This is a genomic window from Aquibacillus koreensis (assembly GCF_025154055.1).
GTDB lineage: Bacteria > Bacillota > Bacilli > Bacillales > Amphibacillaceae > Aquibacillus_C > Aquibacillus_C koreensis.
Genome location: NZ_JAOALK010000053.1, coordinates 37,958 through 59,414 on the forward strand (window position 1 = coordinate 37,958; position 21,457 = coordinate 59,414).

8 protein-coding genes are annotated in these 21,457 nt (G+C 39.5%); 3 read left to right on the forward strand and 5 right to left on the reverse strand.

The window, feature by feature from the left end; genetic code table 11:
- Positions 1-21 precede the first annotated feature (21 nt).
- The 3 genes from NYQ66_RS15115 to NYQ66_RS15125 all read right to left on the reverse strand — a co-directional run bounded on the left by NYQ66_RS15115 (position 22) and on the right by NYQ66_RS15125 (position 3,494).
- The gene (locus NYQ66_RS15115) at positions 22-906 is read right to left on the reverse strand and encodes a carbohydrate ABC transporter permease (protein ID WP_259870592.1); all 885 of its coding nucleotides are present in this window, start codon (positions 904-906) and stop codon (positions 22-24) included.
- Complete coding sequence (locus tag NYQ66_RS15120; protein WP_259870594.1) at positions 906-1,799, reverse strand: carbohydrate ABC transporter permease; 894 nt, start codon at positions 1,797-1,799, stop codon at positions 906-908. The genes NYQ66_RS15115 and NYQ66_RS15120 overlap by 1 nt, the downstream gene beginning before the upstream one ends.
- A gap of 306 nt (positions 1,800-2,105) precedes the next feature.
- A complete protein-coding gene (locus NYQ66_RS15125) occupies positions 2,106-3,494 on the reverse strand; it encodes an ABC transporter substrate-binding protein (protein WP_259870595.1) in 1,389 nt (462 codons plus the stop codon).
- A 214-nt stretch (positions 3,495-3,708) separates the two neighbouring features.
- Here NYQ66_RS15125 and NYQ66_RS15130 point away from each other — a divergent pair, with 214 nt between their 5' ends.
- Both NYQ66_RS15130 and NYQ66_RS15135 read left to right on the forward strand, forming a co-directional pair.
- The gene (locus NYQ66_RS15130; protein ID WP_259870596.1) at positions 3,709-5,532 is read left to right on the forward strand and encodes a cache domain-containing sensor histidine kinase; all 1,824 of its coding nucleotides are present in this window, start codon (positions 3,709-3,711) and stop codon (positions 5,530-5,532) included.
- 9 nt (positions 5,533-5,541) lie between these two features.
- Positions 5,542-7,155 carry a helix-turn-helix domain-containing protein gene (locus tag NYQ66_RS15135; RefSeq protein WP_259870599.1) on the forward strand — a complete coding sequence of 538 codons (1,614 nt, stop codon included), beginning with the start codon at positions 5,542-5,544 and terminating at the stop codon, positions 7,153-7,155.
- A 60-nt stretch (positions 7,156-7,215) separates the two neighbouring features.
- Here the strand turns inward: NYQ66_RS15135 and NYQ66_RS15140 are convergent, their stop codons facing one another.
- Complete coding sequence (locus tag NYQ66_RS15140) at positions 7,216-9,012, reverse strand: family 16 glycosylhydrolase (RefSeq protein WP_259870600.1); 1,797 nt, start codon at positions 9,010-9,012, stop codon at positions 7,216-7,218.
- Between the two features lie 532 nt (positions 9,013-9,544).
- Here NYQ66_RS15140 and NYQ66_RS15145 point away from each other — a divergent pair.
- Positions 9,545-14,020: a discoidin domain-containing protein gene (locus NYQ66_RS15145; protein WP_259870602.1), complete on the forward strand. Its 4,476-nt coding sequence runs from the start codon at positions 9,545-9,547 to the stop codon at positions 14,018-14,020.
- Positions 14,021-14,384: 364 nt separating this feature from the next.
- On the opposite strand, the gene NYQ66_RS15150 is transcribed toward NYQ66_RS15145, so the two are convergent.
- A complete protein-coding gene (locus NYQ66_RS15150) occupies positions 14,385-21,236 on the reverse strand; it encodes a carbohydrate-binding protein (protein WP_259870603.1) in 6,852 nt (2,283 codons plus the stop codon).
- Between the last annotated feature and the right edge of the window lie 221 nt (positions 21,237-21,457).

Genomic DNA, 21,457 nt, shown 5'->3' on the forward strand with positions numbered 1-21,457 from the left:
TATTCCCCTCCTTAAATCGGATTAACCCTTAACGGACCCAGCCATTAAACCTTTGTTTATTTCATCCGTGAAGATCAAATACATAATAATCGATGGAATGGCAATCAAGGCCATTACAGCAAACTGGGCACCATAATTCGATGAGTACTGACCAACAAATTGGATAATCGAAAATGGTAATGTTTTAAACTTATCCATCGTAATAAAGGTGTAGGCCATAATAAATTCGTTCCAGCAGTTGATAAAATTCACAACACTAATCGTTGCAATTGCTGGCTTCGTAATCGGAAAGATAATACTGAATAGAATACGCCAAATACTAGCTCCATCAATTACAGCCGCCTCTTCAATCGATCTAGGGATTGTTTGCATAAAGCCCGTTACGATAAACATACTTACCGGGATATTAAAAGCAGTGTAAGGCAAGATTAATGCCCAATAGCTATTTAAAAAGCCCACTTCATTAAATATGATGAAGTTTGGTAACAACGTAGCGTGAATCGGAATCATCATACCTAATAAAATAATGTTCATAAATAAAGCACTCAATTTCCATTTCATCCGAGTAAAGGCATAGGCAAGTAAAATGGATGTGATCGCAGTTAGTGCAACAGAAACAAACGTAACAAGCACACTATTAAAGAAGTACGGCAAGACATTTCCCTGTGTAAATGCACTAACATAGTTTTCCCATTGCGGAGGAGATGGAACCTGAAAGATTTTATCCCCAAAAAATTGGCCACTATTTAATAAAGAATAGTCAAACAACCATAGCAATGGGAACAATTGCAATAATCCTACAAAAGCCATAAAGATGTAGAGCACAACTCTCCCGACACTGAGAGGTTTCTTTTTTTTGTTTTGCGATATAGTTATATTTGGATCGATTTTCACTTGATTTTCCATTAGAATTCACCAACATCTCTATCAAGAAATTTGTTTAAAATCACGGTGACAATTAAGACAACAATTACAAATAACACAGAAATAGCATTACCATACCCATATTGTGCAGATGAAAACGCTGTTTGATATAAATAGTTACCAAGTAATTGCGTACTATCACCTGGGCCACCATTTGTCATTAAGTACACAACTTCCATTTGCTTTAAACACGTAATAACGGCAAGAATAATGGCAACACGAGCCATAGGTGCAAGTAATGGGATTACGACTTTGGAATATAATTGAAAGTAGTTTGCACCGTCAATCTTGGCAGCCTCATACAGTTCATCTGGCACTCCTTTTAAACCTGCATAATAAAGCAAGAATGCATAACCAAAGCCCTGCCATATCGTTACTAGAATGACCGCCCAGATTGCCAAATCAGGATTACCTAACCAATCTTGCGTCAAGGACCCCAATCCAATGGTTTCCAGGACGTTGTTTAAAAGCCCATATTGTGGATTGTATATACTCGCCCATAGCTTTGCAGTAACAACAATAGAAATAATTGCTGGTATAAATAAAATGGTGCGTAGTATTTTCTCAAATCGACCACAATGGGTGATCAGTATGGCTAAGAAGATAGCGATTGGGTGCTGAATGAATATGGTTGCAAGTGTTAAAAGTAACGCATTAATTAATGATATCCTGAAAATTTTATCGTTAAAGATAATTTCCTTAAAATTCTCAAATCCTATAAAGTTATACTCTCCAATCCCGCCCCAGTCTGTAAATCCATAATAAATACTCATCCCAATTGGAAAAATGATCATGGAAATTAGTATTAGAAACCCTGGCGCAACGAGAAAAAAGATCGCTTTTTTATCAGACATGACCTGATTCAACTCTATCACTCTTTTCCTCTATAAATTATGCAATGGACCCTCTATAATGTGGAAGATGATGGTACAACTGCACCATCACCTCTACTAATCATGGTATTTAAAAGATTTGCTGGCTGTAGTTTACATGCAACATCAGCTACGTCCAGCTCCAGTGCCCAACGACTAGTGAAACGTCCCTCACCTTCGTACGATGAGTCAACATCGACTCACTTCAACGAAGGAAAGCTCCTAAGCGTAATCATCGCAAGAATACGGTTTTTTGTATGCTGAGTTCCAGTCCATTCGTCGCTACTAGGGCGCTTGCGCATTTGATCTTTATTCTGAAGCTTCTCGCGCTTTTGCAGCCGCTGCTTCTAATTGTTCAGCAAACTCTTCTGGTGTAATTTCATCAGTATATAACTGTTGGTGTAGACTCATAATTGTTTCTTTAAATTCTGGAGTGGAGTCATCAAGTACTGGTGTTCCACTAGCAGAAGTTACACTATTAAAGATATCAACCATTTCTTTTTGAAGATCTGATTCATCTCCAGTTAAGAACTGGTCAAAGTTTTGTGCTGGCATTCCAGCTCCACTTTGCCATGCTTGTTTAGCCCAATTTTCAGGTTGGAAGAAGTATTGTAAGAACTTAACAGCTTCCTCTTTATTCTCTGAGTTTTCAGCGATAGAATAACCGCCACCTTGGTAGATTACTAGATCTCCTGCTTCCGCATTATCAGATACTGGGTAAGGAATCACACCTACGTCTTCTCTAAAGCTTTCTGGGAAGTTCTCATCTGTAGCTAGTCCCATTTCCCATGCGCCCATCAGATACATAGCAGCTTGTTCTTGACCAAATAAGTTTCTTGCTGTACCGTAATCTGCCGTTAAGAAACCTTCTGCAAATACGCCCTCATCGACCATCTTCTTCATTTTTGTTGCTGCATCAATAACAGCTTGATCCGTGTAAGACGCTTCACCGGCAAGTGCTTCATCCATTAGGTCAAAGCTACCCGTTTCACGTTGTAATGCATAATCAAACCACATTGGTAGAATCCATCCGTCCATCCCATTTGTTACAACAGGGTTGATTCCAAGATCATTGAACTCTTTAGATACAGCAATTAATTCTTCTTCTGTTGTAGGAGGCTCTAAGCCATTTTCCTCAAACATTCGTTTGTTAATAAAAAGTGGCAAAAAGTCTGTATTCTTTGGAACACCGTATACTTTACCATCCTTAGAGAAACCACCGAAGGAACCTTCAATAAATCCTTTATCTTCAAAGTCTGCTGGATCAAGTTCATGTAACAATCCGTTATCGATTAGGGGTGCGATAAAGGAAGACTGACCCCAAGCTTGGATGATATCTGGTAAGTCATTGGTAGAAGAATAGATTTTTATTTTGTCTTTAAATGGTTCATCCTGAAGTGCTTCTACTTCAATCTTTACATGTGGGTTTTCCGCCACATAAGCATCAATGATTGCTTGTTCTACACCACCCATACCTGATTCTCTGTCAGGAAGCGCTGTGAAAAAGCTAAGTGTTACTGGTTCGGCTTCTGCTTCTTCTTCCTCTGCTCCTTCATTTTCATTCGATGTATTTGCCGGTTCTTCTGTGTTCTCTTCAGCAGTTGTGTTTCCCTCTGTACTGCTTGAATCATCACTACAAGCAATTAAAGTAAGTGAGAGAAAAACTATAGATAATAACATCACTAGCCATTTTTTCATCAATTTCCCCGCCCTTTTTATCAATTTGGTTTTTCTTTACAATTACAATTTTATGGGTAAAACACGACCTAAACAATGTAGCATTCTTTCGAAACCGTTTACATTTTTTAGAGGTTTCTATCCAATAATTACTTTATTTCTACTTATATATTATACTAATCTTAATAGAAAGTAAGCGTTGTCAAATATGTATTGAGGAAATAGAGGCCTGTCTATGAAACAAACGAAACTTTTAAATAAATACCTAGATTTGCCAATTCGTTTCAAGATTCTACTGTGGTTTATCCCTTTGTTACTAGCAACGATTGCCATAACAGGCTGGTATTCCTACTATACAGCTAAAAACCAAGTACTAGATAAGATCAACCTTGCTCAACAAGAATATACGAACCAAATTAGTAACCAATTAGATTTTATTTCAAATGATGCTTTAGACTTTACCAACTATCTTTTTTTACTATCAAGTGTCCAGCAATTTCTAAACCCGATTACACAAGAAGATTCTCTTTATAGAAGACAACAAATCAATGAGATTGTTTCAAGCCTATTGGTGAACCAGCGCGATATTCAGTCACTCGTGTTATATGGGTATAACGAGGAAGTACCTCCACTTGCCATCAACCAAACGGGGCTAACAAGCACCATGCCTTTCTCTAAATTTAAGGAAACACAGCATTATCAATTAGCGATAGAACAAAAAGGAAAACCCTCTTGGACATTACTAACCGGTAATGAAGATTTATTCGAAGGTGATCATGGAACCAAAATTATCCTTACACGCGTGATTAAAAATTCATATACCTTGGATGATTTAGGAGTCATTATCATTGGAATCAACGAAAAAACATTACGAAGAAAATATACAGAAGGTTTAAGTAATAATGGACAAATGTTCATTGTAAATAAAGATAATAAAGTGATTACATCCACAGACCCCATATGGATCGATAAGGATATTGATCAGGTTCCATATATTCATAGAACCGCAACCAATGCCATTTCCCTAACGAACAACAATTGGATGATCGCTCAGTCTGAAGCGCAAAATGGGTGGAAGGTGATTCTTGGGCAACCGAGAAAAGAATTGCTTGAAGAGTTAAATACGATTAAGATCTGGACTTTTTTATTATCTGCGATTTGTTCCGTAATTGGTGTCTGGTTCTCCTGGTATGTGGCATCAATTATCACCAAACCTTTGCATAAATTAACTAAGTCGATGTATAAAGTACAAGAAGGAGACTTCAACCAAAGAGTAGAGTTTCGTGGGAAGGATGAAGTTGGCGAACTCGGAAAAGGGTACGATATGATGGTACAGCGAATTAGTAGATTAATTGATGATGTATATCGATCTCGGTTAAGCCAAAAGGAAGCGGAACTGAAATCATTACAAGCACAAATCAATCCCCATTTTTTGTATAACACGTTAGATACGATGTTTTGGATGGCACAAAAGAAAGACGATAAAGATATTGCTGATATGATTTATTCACTATCTCAAATTTTTCGATTAAGTTTAAGTGACGGGAAAGAGTTCGTAACTATTGGAAACGAGCTTAGCTTAATTGAAAATTACTTAACACTGCAGAAAAGTCGCTTTTTTCATAAATTCGAATTTGAAATACAAGCCAGTGAAGCTGTTCAGGATATTTATATCCCTAAGTTACTCATCCAACCTCTTGTGGAAAATGCGGTGATTCATGGGATTGAATCACTCGATGAGGATGGTTTTATATACATTCATGTGATTCGGGAAAGCAATAACCTCTTGATCCATGTCATGGATAACGGTAACGGCATACCAAAAGAGAAACTTCATCACCTAAATGAATATTTGCAAACGGAGAATTTGGACGAAAACACGAACTTTAATCCTGAGAACCGGCCAGGTTATGCGATTATGAATATAATCGAGCGCTTAAAAATAAAGTATGGCAATCGTGCAGACATGGTCATCGATAGTGATCCCGGTGTAGGTACAAAAGTAAAAATCCGTATTCCTCTTTCAACACCAAAACAAGATTCTAATGAACTGGAGTGAAGGTAAATCATGTACAAACTGTTAGTTGCTGAGGATGAAAAAACGATTCGAGAAGGCATTGTTTCATCGAATGATTGGAAACTGCACGGCATTGAAGTTTGTGCAGAGGCTAGTAATGGCGAAGAAGCACTTATCCTTATAGAAAAATTCAAGCCAGATATTTTCATAACGGATATCCAAATGCCAAAGTACAATGGGTTAGATATTATTCAGCAAGCACAAGAAAAAGGCTTCACATTTGAATCTATTGTTTTGACTGGATATGCAGATTTTAACTATGCCAAAAAATCGATTCAACTCAGTGTATTTGATTACTTATTAAAACCTGCACAACCATCAAAAATATTGGAAGCAGTTCTCAGAGCAAAACAAAAAATGGAACAAGCACAACTAATGGATGAGCAGCTACATTTATTAGAACAATATACAGATAGAAGTAACTACTTTGATAAAGTAGATAAACTACAAAACTGGTTTCATTTTCCTAAACAATCAGCGGAAGATAATAGACAAGAGATACTACACCAACTACAGATGAATATCGACTATAACGAGCCCATACATGTAGGGATCATACGTTTACCTTTTCAAAACAAATCAAATTATATCGATGATTATGACCTGTTGAAGTTTGCATGTATGAATATTACATTGGAAACATTAACTTCTTTTTATAACGGTCATTTAGAAGTATTATTTGATCAAGAGCTACTCGTTTGGATAGGAAACATTAAGGAAAACTTCGAACCTACAAATCTATCCAATTACCTTTCACAGCTAGTAGGAAACTTCGAAAAGTATATAAAGGTTTCTATTTTCATCGGTATTGGAGACCCAAAAACATCGATTGATTCCATTCATCAAGCATATAAAGAAGCAAAAGAAGCATTGGATGAGCAATTTTATCATAAGGAAAAAAATACATTTTTCTATCAAGAATTAAACGAAGTGACAGATAAACAAATATTATATGATCAACAACTTACCAACTTAGAAGAGGGTTTGATTGCAGATATTGATAATAAACAATATGATGCCGCTTTAGATAAATTAGAGAGTTGGTTGGATTATCTGAGGGAGAACACGTATTACCATAAAGATCAAATTAATCTAAAAGCAATTACAATCATTATTGAGTTACAAAAATTCGTACAAGGGAAAACTCTAACTCGAATTGAATGGGAAAACGATCTTGTTAACTGGATTGAACAGATGCCAACAATGCGAACATTTGATGAGATGTCTTCCATACTGAAAAAAATATTTCAAAATGTATTTGAAATCTTAACATCAGAACGATCTGTTCACCGCACTGTCCAGCGGGCCCAATCTATTATACAAGAACGATACTTTGAAAATCTAACGCTTGAATCCATCGCAAGTGAAGTGTTTGTTTCAAGCGCATATTTAAGTTCGCTTTTCAAACAAGAGTTAGGTATTAATTTCTTAGATTACTTACATCAATATCGTATTTCAAAAGCAAAAGCGTTATTATTCGATAGTTATAAAGTTTATGAAGTAGCAAATAAGACTGGTTATAAAGATGAGCGACATTTTAGTACAACGTTTAAAAAGTGGACAGGAACTACTCCTTCACAGTTTCAAAAGCAAGCTAGAGTATAAACGAAGTAGTAAACCCAGGTTGGAACAACTAGATGTTCCAACTGGGTTTTTCTTATTCTATTAATTGGTTTTAATTTTTCTCTTGTGATTCATATAGACGATCCCACCAAAAAGGATAACTACTAAACCAATAAAAATCAGGTTGTAAGTAGATGTTGCAGTATTAGGAAGCCCTTCTTCTTGTTTCTGATCATTTCCTGATTGTTTATCGCCTTTTGATTCCTCTTCCTTATTTTGATCATCCTTTTGAACTGGATCTTTCGTTTCTGGGTTCTGCGTTTCTGGTTTTTCTGTTTCTGGGTTCTGCGTTTCAGGATCTTCTGTCCCTGGTTCTTCGGTTTCTGGATTTTCTGTTCCTGGGTCTTCTGTGCCTGGGTCTTCTTCCGGATCCTCTGTTGGGTCTTCAGTTTCTGGATCTTCGGTGCCTGGGTCTTCTGTGCCTGGATCATCTGGTCCCGGGTCTTCCGTTCCTGGATCTTCTGGTCCTGGCCCATCCTTACCAGGATCATCCGTACCTGGTTCATCAACGTCCACAGCATGGTTAATACCTACCTCCGCGATCGACCACCAATTTTGATGATGACTAGTTTGGACTATTTTAATATAACGTGCAGTTTGTACAGGAAAGTCTACAGTTATTTTCGAACGATTACCTGTCCCACTAGCAATTGGATCACCCCAATTATCCCGATCATTTGAGGCGTAAACCTCATAACCACGAGCATAGTCATTCGCACTTGCTGCAGCATCCAGCACCAGTTGATTAAAATAGGTTTCATTTTTCAGATCAATGGTTAAAGATTGTCCCGGTTCCATCGGTGTACCTGAACTCCAGCGGGTTTGTAAATCGCCATCTAAGATGTTGTTCGGATTCCCTTGGGTTGTGTCCACATTTGTAGTAACAGTTGCTTTCATACTAGGATGCAAATAATCTCTTCCAGTTAATTCATAGACACGAACATAATCTACTTCCATTTGCGCAGGAAGCTCCGTATCATCTGGAAGACGATAGCCATCAAAAGTTCCACCAACAGCCAAGTTTAAAATCATATGGAAATCTTGGTTAAACGGTGCCGGAAAGTCCGAGTTATTTTCACCTAAGCTATACCAGTTGTTTTCTGTATGATATAATTCTCCATCCACATACCAACGAATTTCACCCGGCTCCCATTCCACAGAATAGATATGATAATTAGTAATATCGTCGCCCTCTTCAAAATGATAACTTCCATGAGAATAGACATTATTTGGCCAGTTACCCCCATAGTGGATGGTTCCCCCAACCTCATCAATGAGACGACCTTTAGCTTCCATGATATCTAGCTCTCCTGAATTAGCCCAACCACCATACACATCGTCCGTTGGCATCATCCAAAATGCAGGCCAAAGTCCGTCGCCCTCAGGTAGCTTCATTCTAGCTTCAAACTTACCATATGTCTTACTATAGGTAGGTTTTGTGTAAAGCTTTGCAGAGCTGTACGGTTTTCCGTGTGTTCGTTCCTTTTTGGCAGAAATAATCAACTTACCATCTTCTACTTTCGCGTTTTGTTCCTGGTAGGATTGTTGCTCATCGTTGCCCCATCCATCCAACCCATAAGCAGCGCCAGTTCCATTTTGGAAACTCCACTTATCTAAGTCAATCCCATTGGCATTTAGGTTGTCACCTGTGCCTTCAAACTCATCGTTCCATACTAACTCCCAATCCTCATAATGTTCATGTTCAATAGTAGAAGTGCTTGCTAATAGAATTGGTTTTGAACGATGACCATCTGTGATCGATTCAGCATGTACAACCAATCCAAAGTATAAAAATACCAGTATCATAGCCATAACAATAGTAGTCCATTTCTTTTTCATTTCAATGACCTCCTTTTTATATAATTTTCGTCTCTTAAAAAATAACAGTAAAACTAGCACCTCCTTCATTAGGTATTGATAGCGATTATATTTACTTGGTGTGAATTGGTAATTACGTAGGTAGGTGAATCGTTGACCGGTATGTTGTGCAACGAGTGAGAGAGCTCCTACCAAAGTTAAGACGGATAATCTAAAACAAATATAGGTGGCAAGCATAGATAATGATAGTCTTTATGATCACGTTCTTAAAAATGAATAAAATGTTCTTAAAAATGGTACAGTAAAACGAAAAAATACGTACTTAAAATAACGTAATAGATGAAATAGACTTAAGTAAGCGCATCGCTAAGTGAAAAAACATTGCGCTTCACCTAAGAAGACACTTATTTTCTCAGTAAAATGTATACGCTTTCTTGTGAAAGCGATAGCTTTACCAGTTTAATATAATGTCTTTTTTTAGGTTCTAAGGAGGTGGAGAAACATACGGAACTATCTTTGGATAAGAAACAAATTAAATACAGGAGGTAAAAGGATGCAGAAAACACTTTATGGGGCAGGTTCAATAATTGCCTTGTTACTAATTTTGATTGTACTTAGTCCAGTTGTTTCTCATGCGGCAAGCACCGATGATGCAAACAATTCGATCTTTGGTGAAAATGTCTATGTTTTTACAGATGATATGGACGATGGCGATATTCAAGAAATATTAGACAGTGAATTTGCTCTATTAGAAAATGGGGATACAGGAGCAGAGTTTACTGACCACCGTGCTACATTTTACTTTATGCCAGGGGAATACGATGTCGATATTGACGTCGGATTCTATATGCACATAGCTGGTTTAGGTCAAAATCCAAATGATGTAGTGATTAATGGATCATTTGATGTGGATGCACAATGGACAGAAGGGAATGGAACGCGAAATTTTTGGCGTTCTGTTGAAAACTTCTCTGTAAAAGAGACAGAAGCTCAATCCAAATGGGCGGTTTCACAGGCTGCACCAATGAGACGGATGCATTTTGATAAAACATTATGGTTATGGGACTTAACACCTTCGTGGAACGCTGGTTGGGTGAGTGGCGGATTTATTGCTGATTCAGTAATGGATTCTACTGTACTTCCGGCATCACAGCAACAATTTTTCTCTAGAAATAATAGCTATGAAAAATGGGATGGTAGCTTGTGGAACACCGTATTATTAGGTGATGAAAGCAATCAAACACCTACTGGTTTAGCTCCATACCCTGAGAGTACTTATACAATTATTGAAGAAGTACCAGCTATTCGCGAAAAGCCATATCTTTATCATGATGGCAGTGATTACCAGCTTTTTGTTCCATCACTTCAAGAAAACCGTAAAGGTGTAACTTGGGATAATGGTGAAGAAACACCTGGTACTGCAATGTCTCTTGATGATTTCTATATTGCTGATCCATCAGATAGTGATGAAGAGCTTAACGCTGCGTTAGAAAGTGGGAAACATTTACTTTTCACTCCTGGTGTCTATTATGTGGATGCACCAATTGAAGTGAATGATCCAAATACCATTGTTTATGGTTTTGGTTTACCAACTATTGTTCCAGAAAATGGTGTGACAGCCATGAAGGTTGCTGATGAAGATGGGATTCAAATCGCCGGACTTCTTTTTGACGCAGGCGAACAAGAATCTGAACAATTATTAGAAGTAGGTCCAGAAGGTAACAGTAATGCAGATCATGCAGACAATCCAATTTCTCTACATGATCTTTTCTTTAGAGTAGGTGGATCGCGTGCGGGTAAAGCAGAGACAAGTGTTGAGATTAACGCTAGTGATGTGATTGTTGACCATTTCTGGGTCTGGCGTGCCGACCACGGTGAAGGCGTAGGTTGGGATGTGAACAAAGGAGATTATGGACTAATAACAAATGGTGATGACGTAACCATTTATGGTTTATTTGTGGAACACTATCAAAAGTATCAAACCTTATGGAATGGTGAAGATGGTAGAGTATTCTTCTATCAAAATGAGATTCCATATGATGTTCCAAACCAAGAAACTTGGATGAGTCATGATGGTACACAAAATGGCTATGCTGCCTATAAAGTAGCAGACCATGTAAATAACCACACGTTGTGGGGTGCTGGTAGTTATTCTTATTTCCGAGATGCGGATGTAAATTTATATAACTCATTTGAAGTCCCTTACAACGATGGAATTAGTATGAACCATATGACAACTGTTTGGTTAAATGGTATGGCAGGTAGTGAAATTGAAAATGTTATCAATGGGATCGGCGATAACGTGACAAGTAGTAGTGATATGGTAGCCAACGTCACTTCCTTCCAAGGTGGAGATAACGAAGCACCAACTACACCAAATAACTTAACGGCAACTGCATTATCAAGTAATGAAATTGCCTTAGCTTGGGATGCGTCGACGGATAATGTAGGCGTTGCTGAATACGAGATTTATCGCGACGGCACTTATGTAGCAACTTCCATTAAGAACTCCTATAATGATACAGGCTTAACCGCAGAAACATCTTTCAGCTATTCTGTTAAAGCGAAAGATGCAGCAGGTAATGTATCTGATGCTAGCAATGAAGCTTCTGCATCAACAAGTGCGGAAGAGATCGTACTTGATCGTGCTGATTGGACGGCAACAGGAAACGTTAATGGAACTACAACAGATGCTAATGCCATACTTGACGGAAACATCGGCTCTCAATGGCAATCAGGCACTGCAATGAGGCCTGGCATGTTTGTTACAGTAGATATGAAAGAAGAAAAAACATTTGAACGCATTGTACTCGATGCTAATGGAAGTGGAGACTATGCGCGTGGATATAAAGTGTACGTCTCTAACGATGGTACAAGTTGGGGCGACCCAGTTGCAGAAGGCGCAGGTACAACGTCAAAAATCTTTATTGATTTTGCAGAACAAAAGGCCCGGTATATTAAAGTAGAACAAACCGGAACTGTAGATCCAAGCTGGTGGTCCGTTAACGAATTACTAGTTATTGATTATGCAGGTGCAGGCGAAGAACCAGGTGATGATCCTGTAGATGTAACTGCATTAGAAGACCTAATCACAACTGCAAAAACGTATTCGAATAATGATGGAACATACACGGACGCATCGTTCCAAGCTTTACAAGATGCAATCACTACTGCAGAGGCTGCTCTAGATACAGTGGAAACTGCAGAAGACGTAACGACAGCAGTGATCGTCCTACAAACTGCGATTGATGGATTAGTAGAAGCTCCTGTAACAGATGGCCCGGTAGATCGATCCGAATGGGAGATCACATCCAACATACCAGAAGCACAAGGTGATACTGCTATTCTATTGGATGGTTCATTAGATGGCAGATGGTCATCTGGAAAGCCAATGGAGCCAGGTCAATATCTAATAATTGATCTGAAATCACAAAGAATTTTTAATCAATTAGTCTTACAACAACAACAAGGTGACCACGCTCGTGCCTATGAAATATATGTATCGACCGATGGTACAAATTGGGGCAACCCAGTAGCAAGTGGAACCGATGTGGAAGAAGGACACGTAACGATTGATTTCACTGAGCAAACTGCTCGCTATGTAAAAATCGTACAAAATAGCACTAACACTAGCTGGTGGTCCATAAATGAACTGGACATTACACATGACGGAAACGATCCGTTAGTTCCAGAACCAGTTCTTGACGTTACGCCATTAGAAGACTTGATTGAAACTGCTAAAGGTTATTCTAATGATGATGACACTTACACAGAAGGTTCATTCCAAACTTTGCAAGATGCAATCGCGACAGCACAAGCAGCTCTTGATACAGTGGAATCGCACGATGATGTTACTGCCGCTGTTGCCGCGTTACAAACTGCAATTGATGGGTTAGTTTTAGCACCTGAACCTGTGGATGTTACTGCACTTGAAGACTTGATTGCAACTGCTCAAGGTTATTCTAATGATGATGACACTTACACAGAAGGTTCATTCCAAGCTTTCCAAGATGCGATCGCGACAGCACAAGCATCTCTTGGTACAGTGGAATCGGACGATGATGTTACTGCTGCTGTTGACGCTTTACAAGCTGCAATTGATGGGTTAGTTTTAGCTCCTGAACCTGTGGATGTTACTGCACTTGAAGACTTGATTGCAACTGCTCAAGGTTATTCTAATGATGATGACATTTACACAGAAGGTTCATTCCAAGCTTTCCAAGATGCGATCACTGCAGCACAAGCTGCTCTTGGCACAGTGGAATCGGACGATGATGTTACTGCCGCTGTTGACGCTTTACAAGCTGCGATTGATGGGTTAGTTGTAGCAACTGAACCTGTGGATGTTACTGCACTTGAAGACTTGATTGAAACTGCTCAAGGTTATTCTAATGATGATGACACTTACACAGAAGGTTCATTCCAAACGTTGCAAGATGCGATCGCGGCAGCACAAGCTGCTCTTGGCACAGTGGAATCGGACGATGATGTTACTGCCGCTGTTGACGCTTTACAAGCTGCGATTGACGGGTTAGAAGAAGTCACAGAACCTGAACCAGTCGATGTGACGGAGCTAGAAAAACTAATCGAAACAGCTGAAGGTTACTCCAATGACGATGAAGCTTACACGGATGCATCATTCCAAGCATTACAAGATGCGATCACTGCAGCAAAAACTGCTCTTGGTACAGTGGAATCAGATGAAGATGTGAAGGTTGCTGTTGATGCTTTACAAGCTGCGATTGATGGGCTAGTTTCGACACCAAAAGATCCTGGAACGGAAGACCCGAGCACAGAAGACCCAGGAACAAAAGACCCTGACCAAGGTGAGGACCAAGACAAGGACGACGATAAAGACAAAGATGATGAGAAATCAGGTGATGACAAAGATAAAGAGGATGATCAAGATAAAGATGAAGAACTTCCTGATACAGCAACATCGATGTTTAACTTTATCCTTGTTGGCCTAGTATTATTGTTAGGTGGAGGATTATTCTATATTTTGTATAGAAGAAAATCTACTAATTAAGTAATTTAAAAAAGCCTGACACTTCGTAAAAAGCAGTGTCAGGCTTTTTCTTTCTGAGAGTGAAGACAATTTTGGGAAGCGTTACTTTATTACTAAGAACTTCTTTTATATAGAGTGCAATGAATACAAATCTAGTTTTACCGCAACACTTTGAGTCTTCTTACTATCAAGATTCAGTTACATTTCGGGTTTATTCAGTATGTTTATCTAGTAATTCAGTAAGTTTTTGTGATTATTCAGTGAAAAAATATATATTTAAACGCAAAAAGTTACTAATTCAGTAACTAGCCATCCCCCCAGTCAAATAAGTACAAAAAAACAACCCCAATTGACTAAAAACTAGGTCAGTTGGGGTTGTTTTAAGTTATTCTACAGTATTTCTTCTATATCTAGTGTAGAGAATTCCTCCAATTAATAAAACGATCATACCAGCTAACATATAGTTAAAGATCGATGTTGCTGTGTTTGGAAGATCCTCTTCAGATTGATCATCTTGTCCTGGTTGCTCACCTTCACCTGGCTCTTCAACATCGCCTGGTTGCTCACCATCGCCCGGTTCCTCACCTTCGCCTGGCTCTTCAACATCTCCCGGCTGCTCACCGTCTCCTGGCTCTTCACCATCTCCCGGCTGCTCACCTTCTCCCGGTTCCTCACCTTCTCCCGGCTGCTCACCTTCTCCCGGCTGCTCACCATCTCCCGGCTGTTCACCTTCTCCTGGTTGTTCACCATCTCCCGGTTGTTCGCCACCGCCATCGGCAGGAACTTCAAATACTCCAAATTTACTAAAGCTATTAGTATCAGCAAACATATAACCATCGACATATTCGCCACCAATAGATTTCCATTCATTTGTTTCTTCATTGTAATGACGGACTTCTAGGTTCTTACCATTCGTATCATCTACTTTGAATCCTAGTGTTACAGACTCTACAAACTGTTTAAATTCACCGTTATTCACTGTAAAATCGAAAACCTTGCTTATAGCTTTATCTGTGTAAGTTTGATCTGTAACCTCAGCAATATCAATCGTAACATCTCCATCAGGTAATGCGTTTGACGGAAAACTTGCGATTGTTTCCTTGTTTTGCAAGGTCACTTTAACGCCTTTTTCTTTTAATAGTAGAATTTGTGCTTCTGAAAATTCCACTTTTGCCTCCAACAGTTCTTCCATATTTACGATCAATTCACCAGCATTATTTACACGCTCGATACTAGCTGTATCTACCGTAAATGTAGCACCGGCTTCAATTGGTTCCGTTATTACGACATCTTCTCCAGACGGATCTTCATCCGGTAACGGCTCAACAAACTGTAATTCAAACCAATCCAAGTTGAAGCCATTACCAAGTACATCTAAACGAAGTGTTTGATCCCCATCTGGAATAGCAATGGTTTCACTAGAAACCGCTTCTTGATACGCACCCCAATCACCTGTTGCCGCTAGTGCAGTAGTAACCTGACTTTCTCCTACATTAGCACGGGTACTTACACCGCCTTCGGTAGTTGAATAATGATAGGTAACTTTATACTTACCTGCTGGAACATTTATCAAATAGTCAATCCAACCTCCAGCAACGGTGTATCCGATATTGGTTCGTGGATCACCCGGCTGAACGATTGCTAGACTTGTATCGACGTAATCTTCTGCTTCCACTTTAACGACAGTATCCGTGGACTCGACAGGCACGATTAAATCAAAAGCTAGTTTATTCAGCTGCATAGCTCCATTATCTGCATACACTCTTATTTTTTGTTCGCCTGCTTCAAGTGTGATCCGTTGTTTCACTTCTGACCATGCACCCCAAATATTAGGCACATTTATTTCTGCTAATGTATCCGCTCCTTCACTCTTCACGTGAACACTTGCAGCTGCATTGGTATTGATACCAAGCGTGAACAAATACTCACCTGCTTCAGGAACATCAATCATATATTCGATCCAATCACCCGCTTGTACATCAGTAAGTGCTGAATCTGATACAGTCACACCACTCAACTTGTAGAAGTCTCCGATACCAATCTCTCCAGGAATTGCAGTTGGCTCTTCCTGATTCGTTGTACCAAGAAGAACAAACGAATCCGTTAGTGTTGCCCCGTTCGTAGAATCAGCATAAGCTTCTGTTGGGATAGCAACAGTAAGTGTTACATCCTCATAAATTGGTGTATCATCTTGCGTAAAGCTTACGGTTACTTCCGTTGGGCTATGATATACAATCTCGTCGATTATCACGTTTCCACTTTCAACGACAGATCCTGTAAGAGTCATTTGATCAATAGCATTCTCGTTGAATGTTCCACCGTCAATCGTTACATTAATTTCTCCATTACCAGGTTCTAATGTTTCGGGCTGTACAGAAATGCTCTCTTCATCATCTGTCGCTACAAACATCACTTCATCTGTCACAACAAACCTAGCATCCGAATTACTCCAGCCTTGAAGTTGTGAATTACTTATAGATAAATCGACCTGCATATTAGAATCATAATCAACGGTTCGATTACCTTCTAACACGACTTCCACTTGTTGACCATCGATACGATTCACTTCAGAAATAGTCACACCTCCAGGACCGTCAATCGTCCAGGCTGCAGTATCTATATTTTCAACAAACGTATCATTTTCCAGTGTAACGTTTAGCGTGTGACCATCTTCCGCACTTTCTGAAACGGTAGCATTACTTACAGTTATCGTGGAACCAATTGAAATCCAATCAATGTTTAAGCCTTCCACTACTTTCAGCTGTAGTTCATGTTCACCAGCTTCTAGTTCTATTTCTTCTTTTGCTTCACTCCAAGTTTCCCAATTTCCGGTACTTGCTAGATTAGCAGTGTGTACATTGGAACCGTCCACGATCCATTCTAATTGTGGATTGTCATTTCCAGATGCATAACGATAAGTTACTTTATACGTACCAGTTGCATGGACATTAACGGTATAAGTCATTGTATCGTCTGGTTCTAAATAGCCAACCGCTTGTCCATCCGTAATATCTTGTACTAGAGCACCATTTTGCGTATCAAAGTTCTCCGCTTGTAGCTTTCCTGGTACATTTTGTGTAGCCTGTGCTTTTGTAATTGAAATATCGTTCAGGTTAAATGCATCGCCATTAGCTGTGATTCTTAACCTTTGGATACCTTTCTCTAGCTCTACTTTTGTTCTAATCTTCGTCCAGTTATCCCACCATCCAGTTGGTTGGCTGGTTAAAGTGCCTATATTTTGACCATTAATCGATACCTCGAATTGCGGTTCATTCGTTTCTTCCGCATGGCCAAGATCAAGATAATACTCGCCATCCTCTTTCACATCTATCAGATAATCAAAGGTAGCCGAGTCTGTTAAACCACCGATATAGCCATTGTCTGTAGCATAATTTCCTTGTGCTTGATCAAAATCAACAGCTTTGATCGTTCCTGGCGCCTTATGCGTATCCAACCTGTCCCAACGATAGGTAGCAACTGAATTTGCTGGTAAAGTCGCAGTGATTTGCGTTCCTTCTGATACTAATTTGAACTTTTGATCCTGATCCGTCTGGTTAATGACGATAGATACAATCTCTTTTTCATCAGGACTAATAAACGACACATTCGTTACTTCATCAGCAGACCCGTAATCGCTTCCGATTCGCTTATATCCGGGTTTCACATATTTTGTGTAATGACCATGGATATAAAATTCAGGTGTTAGCCAATAGTTATCAGGATTAGCAGAATCTTGAATGATTGTTGTCGGATCAGGTGTGCCTACCCAGTGGTGTGTATTCACATCACTATCAAGCATCATTACCCATGAGTTATAACTACGTGCGTAATTTCTAAAGTATTGTGCAATTCGATCTGCACCATACGTTCCCCAAACAGAACGCTCCGTTAAGTAAATATTTTTGTCAGGGTATTGTTCATGAAGTGTTGTCATTTCGGATAGTGCTCCACCATAATCATGGAATGCTGTACCATCCACTGCAGCATAACCTTCCGGATCATTTAAAAATCTACCGGCATAGCTTTGTGCATCAGATGGATTGTGGTCGAACATCCATAATTTCACGTGTTCAAATCCATTTGCGTCTAACTTCTCCCTTAAATGCTTCGCTAGTGTAACCGCGCGATCCCAAGGAAGGTGCATACTCGGATACTCAATTTCAAGTAACGGTTCGTTCTGAAGCGTCATCGCATCAATTTCAATACCTTCCGCGCGATATGCTTCGAAAAATTTTAAATAGTAATCTGCTAAAATTGGTTCGTAGCCCTCTTTTAGTTGACCACCAATCATGCTGTCATTCGTTTTCATCCAGCCCGGAGGACTCCATGGAGATGCAAAGAAAGTAAGATCTGGATTTACTTCTTGCATTTTCTTAGCTGTTTCAATAATTTTGTACTCTCTATCTTTTTCAATAGAGAATTCACTGAAATCAAGATCCGTCTCGCCTGTTGGCATGTCATCATAGGAATAAAACTCCTGTGCGGTAAAATCCGATGTGCCAATCGTCAAACGCATCATACTAATACCGATACCATTTTCAGGATCCATCAACTTCTCAATTAATTCATTTCTCTTTGCCTCGCTCATTTTTTGCATATTAAAAACGGTTGATTCGTCAACAGATGCACCAATACCCATAATCGATTGGTATTGCTGTGTTGGATCAATGTTGATCGAGTTAATCTCAGAGTCCACCGCGGCTTTGTTAATATCCAAATTATCTTGTTGCTCAAGCTTTGGATCTCCCTCTTGCCAAAGAGAATTATAATACCAACCCATATTTTGCGAGTCGCGAGCTAATGTTACCCAGTTTTCAACTGCATCTTCTTTCACAATCGCTGTATTATCATCTTCTGGCAGCGGAGGAGGTTCAGGGTTTGGATTATAATCAGGAGGAATATCCCCTGTTCTTGTAAAATCAAACCAGTTAAGATTTAGTGCTCCACCAGTATAAGATACACGCAGCTCTTGTTGTCCTGCTTCTAACACAACATTCTCAATCGTATGTGTAGTCCAAGACTGATAACCACCAGAACTTGCTACCGACATCTCGCCTAATACTTTGTCGTTTTGACCGATGATTTCAATTCCCGTGTTTTCATTTGCTGCATAACGGACATCGATATTATATGTCCCACTTTCTGTTACATTGAGTTGATAATCAATCCAGTCACCTGTGTCAGACCAACCTACGTTCTGACCTCCACCCTCATCTTGGGTATTTTCCGTATCAAGTCCTGATTGATCTAACCAATCCTCTGCTTGAATCGTTCCTGGTACGGGTTGTCCTTCTGTTCCTGGCTTTTCAGGCGAATCAGGTAATGTAGGAGTTGCCTCACTCTTTGTTAAACCATAGCCTGTTTCAAACAAGAAGTTTTCACTATCGTCTCCATAAAAAGATGGATATGCTTCCATAAAGAACGGCCAACGAATTGGTAACTCCCCTTCAAAATCATGAGTGTCATCAAATAAAACATCAGCTATGCCTCCACCTTCAGTACCTGGAAGCCATGCTGCAACTAATGCATCCCAATCAGATAATTCCTCCGTGATCATCATTGGTCGACCAGAAACTAGTACGACAACAATTGGAATATCCGAATCTGCACGACGAATATTTTGAAGTGTTTCACTTTGTTCAAATGTTAGATTTAGTTCGTCGGTGTCGCCTTCACTTTCTGCATATGGCATTTCACCTACGACAGCAATCGCAACATCATGACCAGCGGCACCCCGACCATGCTCATTATAAGTTACCTTGTCTGCTCCAACCTTTTCCTTGATACCTTCTAATATAGTTGTACCTGGTGTCGTTTCCCCAGCACTCCCCTGCCAGCTAATCGTCCATCCACCAGATTGAATACCAACATCGTCCGCACTCGTACCCGCTACAAAAACTTTGTCCATAGCTGCCAGCTGTGAAAGAATCGGTGAGCCATTTACCTCATCATTCTTTAATAGAACCAGTGATTCACGGACTGCTTGCCTTGCTACTTCTTTATGTGCATCACTTCCAAATTCATCCGCAAGGCTTTCATCTGTTTTTGGATGTTCAAATAAACCTGCTTCGAATTTCACTTTTAGAATTCTAGTGACTGCATCATTAATGCGTTCTTCAGATATGTCACCATCTGCTGCAAGTGTTTTTAAATGTCCTAGTGCCGTCTGCCAATTTGTTGGCTGCATAAACATGTCCACACCTGCATTCACTGCCGTTTTCAGTTGATCTTTTAAACCGTTTACACTATTACCATCTTGATCAACCGAAATCTGATCAACGGCATTATAATCCGAAATAACAAAGCCGTCAAAACCTAAATCTCCTTTTAATACATCTGTTAATAAGTGCTTATTCGCATGCATTTTCAAGCCCTGAATACTATGGTACGATGCCATAACCGTACGAACACCTGCGTCCACAGCTTCTTCATACATTTTTATTTCCTTATCCAATATTTCCTGTTCGGTTAATCCTGTAATATTTCCTTGGTTCGCACCACCATCTGTGTACCCTTCACCAATATAGTGCTTGGCAGTTGCGACAATTTTATCTGTTTGTGCTAAATTCTGACCTGGATTTTCACCTTGTAAGCCTCTAATGTATGCCGCACCTAATTTGGATGAAATCGCGGCATCATCAGAAAATGCTTCATACGTTCTACCCCATTTAATGTTTTGAGCTGTTGCGATCGTAGGAGCGAATGTCCAATGTACACCTGTTGATTTGGCTTCATCTGCTACAGCGTCGCCAATTTGTTGGGTAAGTGCTTCGTTATTTGCTGCACCCAAACCAATGCTATGAGGAAAAATCGTAGCCCCCTTTACATTATTATGACCATGTACAGCATCTACACCGTAAATAATAGGAATCCCTAGCTCCGTCTCTAAAGCTGCATCTTGATAGCCATCGACTAGCTTCGACCACTCACTAGGAACACTATCCTCCTCGTTACCATTTGGGAATGACCCACCCCCACTGAGCACAGAGCCAACCTTAAATTCTTTCACCTGCGCTGGTGTGATCGCTGCTCTTTCCGCTTGAATCATTTGACCAAGCTTATCATCATTAGACATTCTGCTCAGTAAGTCTGCTACTCTAGCATCAATAGGTTGATTTGCATCTAAATAAACAGGGTCTTCTGGCGCAGTTTCTGCATCTACAATATGAACAGGTACCAGAGACCACAACAAAACAATGATCATAAAGATTGCTGACCATTTTCTCGACTTATACATAATATACCTCCCTTAATAAACTTCATTTGCAAAAATAATAGATTAATGCTCCTCTCTTAACTCTATTTTTCTGTTCGCTCATGATAGACTAATTTAATTATAGCTAGTACCTGTTTTCAGAGTAACGTTGCATTCTTTAGAAAACGTTTACATTTTTGTGCTTTTCTATTAAATGTCAGAGGAACGGACTCCTCGTCTCACCATTTTACTAGGAAACTGCA